Annotated in this window: 7 protein-coding genes; 4 read left to right on the forward strand and 3 right to left on the reverse strand. The window is 38.5% G+C overall.

All coding sequences use genetic code 11. The features are described 5' to 3' along the window. Window positions 1–117: 117 nt before the first annotated feature. From AAGF08_RS20055 to AAGF08_RS20070, 4 genes are all read left to right on the forward strand, one after another. A complete protein-coding gene (locus AAGF08_RS20055) occupies window positions 118–3,327 on the forward strand; it encodes a DUF1553 domain-containing protein (protein WP_343513218.1) in 3,210 nt (1,069 codons plus the stop codon). A gap of 2 nt (window positions 3,328–3,329) precedes the next feature. Next, window positions 3,330–4,841, forward strand: coding sequence for a DUF1501 domain-containing protein (locus AAGF08_RS20060; protein ID WP_343513220.1), 1,512 nt, complete (start codon window positions 3,330–3,332; stop codon window positions 4,839–4,841). Between the two features lie 158 nt (window positions 4,842–4,999). Beyond that, on the forward strand, window positions 5,000–5,647 hold the full coding sequence (locus tag AAGF08_RS20065) for a trypsin-like peptidase domain-containing protein (RefSeq protein WP_343513221.1): 648 nt from the start codon (window positions 5,000–5,002) through the stop codon (window positions 5,645–5,647). Window positions 5,648–5,650: 3 nt separating this feature from the next. After that, window positions 5,651–6,079, forward strand: coding sequence for a hypothetical protein (locus tag AAGF08_RS20070; protein WP_343513223.1), 429 nt, complete (start codon window positions 5,651–5,653; stop codon window positions 6,077–6,079). A 449-nt stretch (window positions 6,080–6,528) separates the two neighbouring features. Here the strand turns inward: AAGF08_RS20070 and AAGF08_RS20075 are convergent, their stop codons facing one another. From AAGF08_RS20075 to AAGF08_RS20085, 3 genes are all read right to left on the reverse strand, one after another. Continuing rightward, window positions 6,529–7,248 carry a TIR domain-containing protein gene (locus AAGF08_RS20075; RefSeq protein ID WP_343513224.1) on the reverse strand — a complete coding sequence of 240 codons (720 nt, stop codon included), beginning with the start codon at window positions 7,246–7,248 and terminating at the stop codon, window positions 6,529–6,531. A 111-nt stretch (window positions 7,249–7,359) separates the two neighbouring features. Then, window positions 7,360–8,166, reverse strand: coding sequence for a hypothetical protein (locus AAGF08_RS20080; RefSeq protein WP_343513225.1), 807 nt, complete (start codon window positions 8,164–8,166; stop codon window positions 7,360–7,362). 9 nt (window positions 8,167–8,175) lie between these two features. Continuing rightward, the gene (locus tag AAGF08_RS20085) at window positions 8,176–11,535 is read right to left on the reverse strand and encodes a hypothetical protein (RefSeq protein WP_343513227.1); all 3,360 of its coding nucleotides are present in this window, start codon (window positions 11,533–11,535) and stop codon (window positions 8,176–8,178) included. Between the last annotated feature and the right edge of the window lie 583 nt (window positions 11,536–12,118).

Raw genomic sequence — 12,118 nt, forward strand, 5'->3', positions numbered from 1 at the left:
ACGGGATTGCCACTCCCGATTCTCGGGATCGCAATGACGGACGATAGTTCGTTTCATAAAAAACCATTTCCAATAATGCGCAATTTCCAGTAGTTTAAGAGATAGATTATTTCAGCAATGAATTCGAAGTTTCTACATCTAGTAAGCATCCTCTTTATTTTTTATTCCTGCACGCCTGATCTCCCGGAAGAGGTGCAAGTGGCTTATGAAGAATTGCCCGAAGCATTGGATTTTAATATTCATGTCAAACCCATTTTATCTGATAAATGCTTCGCCTGTCATGGGCCGGATCTGGCTGCGCAAAAAGCTGGTCTAAGTCTTCATACCCCTGAAATGGCTTTTGTTGATCTGCCCAATTCCCCAGGAAAAAAGGCGATTACTCCCGGCAATCTTCGAAAGAGCGAACTCTTCCACCGGATTATTTCTGAGGATGATGAGTTTAAAATGCCTTCTATTGAATCCAATCTAACTTTGTCCGCAAAGGAAAAAGCAATCCTGATCAAATGGATCGAAGAGGGAGCGGAATACAAGGAACATTGGGCATTTATCAAACCTGAAAAATACGATCCTCCCCAAGTAGAAAATGATTCCTGGGCCAAAAACCCCATTGACTTTTTTGTGCTGGATAAACTGGAAGAGGAAGGAATCGCTCCATCACCGGAAGCTGATAAGGAAACGGTATTGAGAAGGTTAAGTCTGGACCTGATCGGATTGCCTCCAAGTAGTGAAGAGATAGAATCCTTTCTCGCTGATAAATCTGAGAACGCTTACGAAAAGCAGGTGGATCGACTGCTCAATTCGGAGCATTACGGGGAAAAAATGGCCATGCATTGGATGGACATCGCGCGATTTGCGGATACCCATGGCTACACGGTGGATCGCTATCGGGATGCTTCGCCTTACAGGGATTGGGTGATCAATGCCTTTAATTCCAACCTTCCCTACGATCAATTCATTACCGATCAATTAGCAGGCGACCTGCTTCCCAATCCTACCAAAGACCAACTCATTGCCACGGCTTTCAACCGCATTCATCCTCAAAACATGGAAGGTGGAATTGTGGAAGAAGAATTTCGGGTGGAATATGTGGTGGATCGGACCAGCACCATGGCGACCGCTTTTCTAGCTTTGACCGTGGGTTGCGCCCGATGTCATGATCATAAATACGATCCGATTACCCAGAAGAACTTCTACGAACTCAGCAGCTTTTTCAACCGGGTGGAAGAAGCAGGTCAGATTTCATGGGACAATGCCATGCCTGCTCCAACCATGCTTTTGACGGATGAGGAAAAGGATCAAATGCTGAAATACCTGCTTGCTCAGCAAAAGAAAGAAGAGGAAACCATCTCTGAAGTGATCCAATCCGAGGAGCAAGCCTTTACAGCTTGGCTGGCTTCCAAAGCCTACCAAAAAGAGGCTACCCGTGAATTCCCCGCAAGTCAAATTGCCTATTATACCTTTGATCAGTCATCGATTCAAAACAAGCTCAATCCCGCACAAAAAGGATCGATGGAGAGCAGTGAGGTAAAAAACCAGCCACCCAACTATGTGGAAGGGCTGCGAGGAAAAGGAGTTAAACTCAATGGGGATATGTGGCTTGAACTGGGAGGTCCCGGGGCATTTTCCAAATCCGATCCTTTCTCTGTCAGCATCTGGGTGAATATCCCCAAAACCCTGAGCACCGGAGTGATTTTCCATAGCGGTTCGGGGGCAGTGCTTTACAACTGGCGGGGCTATCATCTCAGCTTAAAGGACAATAAACTGGAAGTTTTGATGGCGCACTCCGCTCCTTACAATGCCATCACCAAACTCAGCGAAAGCGATATCCCAAGGGATGAATGGATCAACCTAACTCTCACTTACGATGGTTCGGCCAAAGCCAAAGGTTTGGAAGTTTACCTGAATGGAGAGCCTTTCTCCACCATTACCACCCATGACAATCTTTACAAAGACATTCTGCTCGCCGGAAATCAGCCCGGTTTACAGGTGGGAGCGGTATGGAGAGGAAAGGGATTGAAAGATGCCATTGCAGACGAAGTCAGCATTTATGATCAGACACTTTCTCCATTGGAAATTCTTCAGATCTACCATCAGGAATCCTACAAAAAAACGCTGAGCAAGGCACCGGAAAACCTGAGCTCCACTGAAAAGGAACAGCTCAAAAGGTTCTATTTAAACAATCATTCTCAAGCCTATCAGGCCAAGCTGAAATCCCTGCAAACTTCCAGAAAAGCCTATGCAGATTCGGTGGAACCCATTCCCGAAATGATGATCATGCAGGATATGGCCGAACCTCGACCGACCTATATTCTCACCCGAGGAGAATACAATAATCACGGGGAGGAGGTTTTTCCAAATACCCCGGAAAGTGTCCTTCCCATGCCGGAGAATTTGCCCAAAAACAGATTGGGTTTGGCACAATGGACGACTTCTCCAGAGAATCCACTGACGGCCCGGGTGGCAGTGAATCGCTTTTGGCAGAATTACTTCGGAAGAGGGTTGGTCGCTACCTCAGCGGATTTTGGAAATCAGGGCGAATTGCCCTCACATCCGGAATTATTGGATTGGCTGGCAATTGAGTTTCTGGAATCAGGTTGGGATGTGAAAGCCATGCAACGCCTGATTGTCACTTCTGCAACCTATCGTCAGGCATCACTTCTTCGAAAGGATCTAGTGGAAAAAGATCCGGACAATGTCTTATTGGCGAGAGGACCTTCGGTACGCTTGTCCGGGGAACTCATCCGTGACAATGCGCTTTTTGCCTCGGGATTGCTGAATGAAAAGATTGGAGGAAAAAGTGTGTTCCCCTATCAGCCGGAAGGATTATGGCAAGTAAATTCGGCCACCTATGTGCAGGGCAAGGGAGAAGACCTCTACCGAAGAAGTTTGTATACCATTTGGAAGCGATCGGTGCACAACCCTACCCTATCCATTTTTGATGCGCCGGACCATAGCGAGGCGATCAGCAAAAGACAGGAAACCAATACACCCCTTCAGGCTTTGGCTCTGCTCAATGATCCCACCTTCCTGGAGGCTTCAAAAGTCTTGGGAGAACAGATGACTGCCTATTCAAAAATCTCAGAAGCCATTCAGGATACTTTTCAAAAGCTGACGGGAAGAAAACCCCAGGCCGCAGAGCTGGAAATCCTATTGGAATTACGGGAAAGTGAGTATCAGAAATTTACGGAAGATCCCAAAAAGCTAACAGGCTGGCTAAGTGCCGGAGAATATGAAATCAATCCCAATCTGGATTCAAAACAGGTGGCTGCCAATGCCGTTGTCGCCTCCTTGATTATCAATTCAGATGCAGCCATAACCAAGAGATAACCATGTGCCAACACCACCATGATGCGCCTTTACGATCGGCCAATGCGGATCTTCAGGAAATAGAAAAGAAGATGGACAGAAGGAGATTTCTGACAAAAACTTCTTTGGGGATAGGCTCTTTGGCTCTGGGTTCCCTGATGGGAATGGAGAAAATCTTCGGACAAAGTAAATCTGGGATTCCTCCAATCACCGATTCCTCCATGGGATTGGGAGATTTACCTCATTTCGTACCCAAGGCCAAGCGGGTGATTTATCTCTTTCAAGCAGGTGGACCTTCCCAACTGGATTTATACGATTACAAACCAAAACTCCGGGATCTTCACGGTCAGGAGCTTCCCGATTCGGTGCGGGATGGACAGCGACTGACAGGCATGAGTGCCGATCAAAGTTCCTTTCCCATGACTTCCTCTGCTTTTAACTTTAAACAATACGGAGAAAGCCGGGCTTGGGTCAGTGAACTGATGCCGCATACCGCTGAGATCGTCGATGAACTTTGCTTTATCAAAAGCATGCAGACCAGCCAGATCAATCACGATCCTGCCATTACTTTTTTCCAGACGGGGCACCAACTTCCAGGAAGGCCCTCCATGGGTTCCTGGCTCAGCTATGGCTTGGGTTCGGATAATGAAAACCTTCCTGCCTTTATCGTGATGATTTCCAAAGATGCCGTGCGGGATCAACCCCTGTATGCCAAGCTTTGGGGCAATGGTTTTCTTCCTTCCCAGCATCAGGGGATTCAGTTCCGTTCCGGAAAAGACCCTGTGCTCTATCTGGGAAATCCTGAAAACTACGATGGAAATGACCGCCGGGAAATGCTCGACTACCTCAAATCCCTCAATGAAGTACAGCTCAATACCTATGGAGATCCGGAGATCAATGCCCGCATCGCACAGTATGAGATGGCTTTCCGCATGCAAACTTCCGTGCCCGAGGTGACCGATCTATCCAAGGAACCGGACTGGGTGTATGAGCTTTATGGAGAGGGAAGCCGTGATCCGGGTACCTATGCGGCCAACTGTCTGATGGCCAGAAAGCTTATCGAGAATGATGTGAAGTTCGTCCAACTCTATCATCAGGGCTGGGATCATCATGGCAGCCTGCCGAATGGAATCAGAAACCAGTGCCAAAAAACAGATCAGGCCACAGCAGCACTGATCAAAGACCTTAAACAACGCGGCTTGCTCGAAGACACCTTGGTAGTCTGGGGCGGAGAATTCGGCAGAACCGTGTACTCGCAGGGCACACTCTCACCCGATAATTATGGCCGGGACCATCATCCCAGATGTTTTACCAAATGGATGGCAGGAGCTGGGGTAAAGCCTGGTTTCAGCTATGGGGAAACCGATGATTTCGGCTACAATGTGGTCAAAGACCCGGTTTCTGTACACGACCTCCAAGCCACCCTACTCCACCTTTTCGGAATCGACCACGAGCGACTTACCTTCAAGCATTTAGGTAGAAGATACCGACTGACAGATGTAGAGGGAGAAGTGGTGAAAGGGATTTTAAGCTGAAAAGAGAGATTTTTAAGGGAAATATACCCTGTACTGGGTATTGTGAGAGGAGGAGATAGTTGGGATATTGAGAAACTTATAATATCGGGAGAAACAGTGACAATAAACAGGTTATGCCCAAGTCTAAATACAGCAATTAAAAATAAATGCAAAATATTATGGCCATAGTATTACCATTAGCTACTACTGACAGATTATTATCTAGTGCAGTTCTAGTAGGACTGAAAGACGGTTTTCCAATTTTTGTTTCCACGTTACATCAAATTGGACAAAACACGGAATTTCAAATAGGAATACCACCACATCATGGAAGTATTAGTGCTATTCAAGAATATCCAATTGATGAAATTCAAGCTATTCCTGTAGATATGATTAAAGCAGACCCAATTCACGACTTAGCATTCTTCATTGGAAGAACAAAAGACATTCAAGCACCTTTCCCAAGAATCAATATAGACTTTAATGATATTTCTGTCGGAGATGAACTTCTAGTTATAGGTTATCCTTATTCTACTATTGGATCTTTTCTAGAAACGGTCTCTATAACGAATGTCTCTGCTAAGGGTAGGAGAATCTTTATGAAAGCAATTAAAATTGACGAACTCATTATTTCTCATCAGACATTACAAGGTAGTTCAGGATCAGCAGTAGTTAAACGATCAGATGGTTCTTTATGTGGAATTGTAAAAGGGACTTTAGCTCCTCCTAATGTTGCATCAATTGGAGATATTCCATTAGCAAGTGACACCAATGTTACTTATGTAACCTTCAGTTCAATAATTAATGAAACTTTAAAAACATTTTAAATAATGAAAACCATTTTCGAATCATTTAAATACACGGACTTTATAGACAGCCTGGATCCAACCCTAAAATCAGCCGTTTACAAATTAGAGACCTCAGGAATTTCATTGGAGGCAATAGGAACAGAAATTTCAAGTATGCCTGCCATTGGCATGACTACAAAGGGTGTTAACAATTGGGACAAAACCATTTTTCAGAAGATTTTATCAGAAGTCGCAAAATTGATTTGTGATGAATCAACTGAATCTGAATTAGCAAAACAATTAAAAGCAGAAGCAGGAATTTCAACGCAAATAATAATTGCAGGGGTATCAACCTATGTTGGAAGTAAGTTGGGTTTTGCAGCTGCTTTATGCAGTCCATTCGTAGTGTTATCAATTGCAATCATTCTTAAAGCAGGACTAAACGTTTTTTGCAATACATTTAAACCTTAATCCCCCATCTGGGAGTAAAAATATAATACCTACAGCCCCCGTCTGTGTCTAGTCAGATCGTTATCTAAGCGTAGTTTGCCTGCCCTACTCCCTTGCCCAAGGCTAAAACAATTCATTGAATGTATTTACCATTGTCCTTCTTTAGTATTTAATAGAATTTGTAATTCGCTTTTGAAAAAGAAACTTATATTTTAAATATTGACCTTATTACATCCTACAGATGAACGGGATGGTAGGGATTTAATGAAATAATTCCATCCGACTACTAAACCGACAACACCCAATCACGTCAATAACTTGACTAAACGGAACAAGGATACTTCTGCCAGAAACTTTATGACGAACAAATCGTTGCTTCAATTTATCTTTACTTGCATAATTACGGATAATCATAACTCTTATTACTTAAAGATTGCTATTCTTTCAAATTCATGAGAGACCACTTTATTTCAACTCTTATGATTTTCCTTTTCTTCTAGTTGTTTTATCATTTCTAACATTGAATATAAAACTCTATTATTTTCTAACGTGAACTGTTCATGACTGATTAAACCCATCATATTTTGATTTTTGAAGTTATTAAACTTTGCCGTTGTTAAAACTATTTCATTTATCATATAATCATCTCTTTCTTGAATATATTTTCTTAAAATACTAAGAGCAGTATCAACTTTTCCTTCCGAAATAACAGATCTTAAATTCTTGAATATAGGATTCTCTTTTCGTTTAACCTCTTCAATAATATCCGCCTGTTTTCTTAAATGAATTATTAACTTTTGAAGATCACTATTATTAAATATTTTGGAAGCTTGGTAATCACTTAGTTTGATTGTGTTAACTGTAATGTTTGGTAATTCTACATCTTCCATTAAAACTGGGATAAAGTAAATTAAATCAGGAACTTTTCTTTCAAGTTCCTCTAAAGCAAGCCGTAGTTCTTTTTGAATATATCCATTTTTCGAAACACTTTGAGCCGAAATACAGGCCATAAAAAATCGAGAATTTTTAATAGCTTCTTTTATTTTGTCATCCCATTTTACTCCAGGTAAAAGATTCTCTTCATCTAACCAGGGATCCAGTCCGTTTTCCTTTAGGGTTTTATAAAGTTTTCTGACTTGAGGTTTATCCTCAGATGCATGAGCTAAGAAAATTGTCTTATTCCAATTCATATTGTCATATCTTTTAATTATTTATCAACTGTTAATCTGAAACCAATTATTTTCAAATTAATATCCTAAATGAAATAGATATTAAAATCCTATTTTGGAGTCATTTTTGAATTAATCGTCATCCCCATCGTCATCATCATCATCATCATCAGTATGATTTAAATTAGCCTCATCAGCCGAGCCAGATTCATATAAATCTATCACCTTATCTATACTTCTTTCAAAAACACTAAAAGTAGAAGCCCCGATAATGGCCCCAATAATTCCAGTTTTTAAAAGGTTTTGATGTCTTTGTTTATATTTATCTATTTCCTTGTTCAAATCTACAGCAAATCTTTCTTTATAATCGCTATACTCTATCCATCCAGTAAAAAACATTGGTATGCTATTCCCTTTTTCTAGAATGTAATCATGAATACTTTGAGTGGTGGCATTTAAATTATATTCAGAGGCAAATTGATCAAGATTTAAATTCGAAAGCTCTGTAAACAAGCTCGATGCTTTCCCATTATTTTTTTCTTCATCTAAAAGTTTCTGAAAAATTTTGGGGTACCGATTTGTTAACCAAATCATAAATAAATCTATTGCCCCATTGCTTTTTAGCGAAACTAGTTTTTCATAACCTAAAGCCAAATCAGATTCAACTTCTTGCAAAGAATTTAACCTTTTAGCTTCAAGTCCATTTTTAGACTCTTTCTCAATTTGTGTTATTATACTTAGAATCGCATAGATTATTCGGTTTCTTTCTTCGATTGGTGCTCCTAAATTTAATCGATGATTTTTTTCCCAATTATGGAATTGTGATGTTAAAAGAATAATGTCATTTTGAATGTCGTTTTCAACATTATCAAGTAAAATTTGTAATCCTTCCTCAATTTTATTTTTTATAATTAAGTCCCTTATTTGATTGTATTCCATATTCTATTTTCAATTACAAGGATTTTGATTCTTTTTGTCTTCAATACCTTGCGAAAACCAAAGTGATTTCAGATCATTGACTAGATCTGGAATTTCGGCGTACAGTGACCTTTGTTGAAACTGATCCCATTGAAATCTCGATGAATTCCAAGTAGGAGTGGGTGTGTAATTAATATATGAACTTGTCTGTTTAGCCAGTTCAGCAAGTTTCTCAACTGGAAAGTCATATCCCAAGTCTCCATTCATAGCTACCCTAAAAATTCTTTGAATATTAGTGAAGGTTTTCATTTGGTTTAGTACGACTAAGTCGGAGCCTGATGTATCGTGGCTAACTCCTTCCCAAACTAAATTTTCAATGATTCCTTCTTTTTTTAATTCAGGGAATCCCCAAGGATCTTCATCAACCTGTTCAATATCATTATATTCATCATCTGTATGTTCTATAGGACTAAATACTATCTGACGGATAAAACTTAATGGATAAAGATTCGAATTATAATCTTCAGTTGGTCCAAGGAATGACAGCTCATTGTCAACCTGATAGGGAAGTTCTCTAACTCCAGACCAAATTTCAGTATCAGCTTTAATAAATGGTTCTGAGCTAGGGATTTTTTGATTTTTGATAAGATTAAAAAATTCATCAAAATTGCCTTTAGATTTTATTATTGAGCTTTTGATCAATGATACTATTTCCTTATTGTAATATTCTGGTTTGCTAACAAGATGAGATGTAGTTGAAGTATTTAACACCTCTCCCTTTTTCAGAACATCATAAATATCAATCCAATTATCAACTATACTATTCGTGTAGTTATCAATTATTTTATCCAATTCCCCTAACTCCAATTCATTATAATTGTTTGAAGGAGTCTCCCTCATATTTAAATATGCAACCCACTTATATAAAAAATTTTGGTAAGAAAATGATTTGGATGCAAATTTTACTTTTTCATTATTTCTCCCACTCGCATATATATCAACTAGCCTATCCAATCTAATAGCTTTGCACCCAAGGTCAGTATCAACTAATGCCGGATGTACTAATATCTTGAGCATACTAATGAGATTAGAATCATTATCATAAAATTTTAGAAGTGGACCTCCATTCACCATAGTGACCGTAATAAGTCGTCCGTCAGCTACATAAGCTATGGCTTGATTGATAATGTCCTTGTCATAAATCCCCGTTGAAATCACTTCCCCATCTGATCTATGTAGAAATATTTCCATTTTGTTTCCCAAATCTTTCCATGTTATGTCTCTAAAATCTACTTCAGTATTACCAGTATTAGAAGGATCCTGTCCAATTAAAACACCACCAATTCTACGGAAGCCTCTTAATGCTTTAAAACTTCTCGCTCTACCAGCAGGTAAGTTTGATGCGATTTTCCCTTTTGCAGTTCCTGTCTTTGGTTTAGATGAAGTTGATGGTTTTCTTGGGCTATTCCCATTACTTGCTGACCCAACAGCATTTTCAATTAGAAATTCTGCTGCTGCAGATTCAGCTTCCATCCCAGCTTGCCCAGGAAAATAATATTTATAATCAGTTATTGCATCAGCAAACACTGCACGCCTGTTCGGGATTTGATTTGAAAGTTTTCTGATTGCAATTTTTGAATCACTAATTTCCTTTCTACTCAACGGTTGATAATCAAGAGAAGGGGGGTGTTGTGAAAGGTTTTCCCCAACTCTTTCAACTGTAGGAAAATCAAGGTCTTTGACAGCATATGACATGAATTTTTCGGCAGGTGTCTTAGTTTTTATAACATTATCCAATGCTTCCCCATATTGCATGTGAACTAAGTCATCAGTAAATTGATTCATCTTTACATCTATCCAAGTTTTAGCAGTTTTGTTTCCAGTTCTTCCCACCATATCTTCTAAGATTTTACCCTCAAAACTTCCAGATTCAATCAATTTACCTGTTCCGCTAACTAGTTCTTCAAAAGATTCTCCGAGTATCATTCCTAATACCTCTTTTGGAGTAGCTGAAGTAGAAAAAGCTTTTAGTGAAGATTGGTAGTTACTTTTTACACTATTCCAAATGCCTTTGTTGGACTGTACTTTTTGCTTTAGGTTTTGCCGAAATTGTTTTCCAATACTAGTGGTTGGCTCACTTTTATTTATGTTTCTTGAATATACTTGGCTGTATTTTTTGGAAAGGTTTAATTCAGGCTCAATATCAGTTAATCTTGAACCTTGTTCTAAAATCTCATACCCAGGTTTTACAGTTCCTTCAGCTGAGGTTGCAAATGTCTTAATTGCTTGTTCTTTAACAGCATTAGCCCTTAATCTAAAATTATCAGCTTGGGAAGTTGGTTTAAGACTAGAGGTAATCGAATTAGCAATAGCTAGTTCAAAATGCCGGGATATTTCATCAAGCGTTTTTTCATCTTCATCATCCCATTCAAGATCTTCTTCTTCTGGTTGAGCAATTACTTCTTGAGAAAGAGTTTCTTGCCATTTTTCATTTATGTTCTTCTGTTGATTTTGTAGGTCAAGGTTGGTGATTTTTAGAACTACTTCATTTGTATCATTTTTAATAAGGGATTTGGATGCTCCAAGAAAAGATAAAAGAATAAAAACTAAGCCTAACGTTCCGAGAGTTTTACTGGTATTATACAATGATTTGACTAATCCCTTACTAGTAAAAAACGTAATAAGCTTTGCCCACCGAGAACCTTTCTTTTTTTTCGTATCATCTTCTTTTTCTAATTCCGGAATAATACGTCTTCTAATATCAAGATCTTGCCAGTGAAATTTTAGAGCTGGAATTATTTGTTTGAAATATTCGAGATAGTAAGCTTGCTTTTCTTGGTCTTGAAGTTCAAGGCTGCCAGGTGGTATGGCTGCAATACTTTCAAATTCTTCTTCGAAATCGGAAATGTTTTTATTTACCTCTTCCATTTCTATGGAAGGCTCTAATCGTGGTAATTTCCCCTCTTGATAATCTTTACTAAGCTTGTCATAAATTGAGCGCGCATATTTCCGAGCATTCTGTGTAATTAAAACAATAAAAATTACACTTAGAATTAATAAAACTACAATGAATTTTTTATCATTAATAACGTTTAATCTTTCATAAATTCCAGTTAACAGATTAAAGAATGCTTCAATAATTCCATCCGAACTTTTAAAAAAAAAGGCCAATAAATTTATTGTTTTAAGGAAAATCCAAATTCCTGCATACGTAATTGCTGCGTATAATGAAAACTTTTTAATATAGCCTAAGGCTGCAATCCATCCTACTTTAGTAAGTTCGGCGAACTTACTTTTTCTAAAATTCATTTCTTTGAACTTTGGAATAATGAGTTTTCCTATAACAAGCCAAACAATTAAGGCCAAAAAAGTAGCAAAAAGTAGGTTCATGACAATTTAATTTAAGAATGAATATGAGTCCAGAATTTTTAACTTTTAAACGAATCTCTATAATTTGTATATCAGTTGAATCTTTTATTTTAGTATTGCTATTCCTGATTAATTTTTAAGTAAAATTTTCTTCGAAGAATATAATTTTAGACTATCTTAAAAGAGTATTTAATTTAATAAATAGCATCATCTTAGCAGATATTAAAATGTCTAATAATTTGTTATTTTAACAATATTTGGCGCTCGTCATCTAAATTACCAAAAAATAAATTACAACTATAAAATTAAAAATATAGTTGGGTTTTGAAATACGATTTTTTAATGCCAAAAAAAACGCTTTTCAAACACAAAAAATCTTAAGTAAGATAACCATAAAATATTAACTTATCAATACAGAGTTTTAAACTTTTTTAAAAAATTCCTTCCGCGGCGGGTTGCTTTTTTAACACCTGTCCTACCCTAGTATAAAAACCATACCTTACAGTTGTGGGGATGCAATTGGCCTTGCAGAGGTAACTACCAATAATCAACCTCAATCAAACCCTTCAATCCAGAGTAATTCCTAGCACTTGAATACAGAAAG

The organism is Algoriphagus sp. SE2 (genome assembly GCF_039563885.1).
Taxonomy (GTDB): domain Bacteria; phylum Bacteroidota; class Bacteroidia; order Cytophagales; family Cyclobacteriaceae; genus Algoriphagus.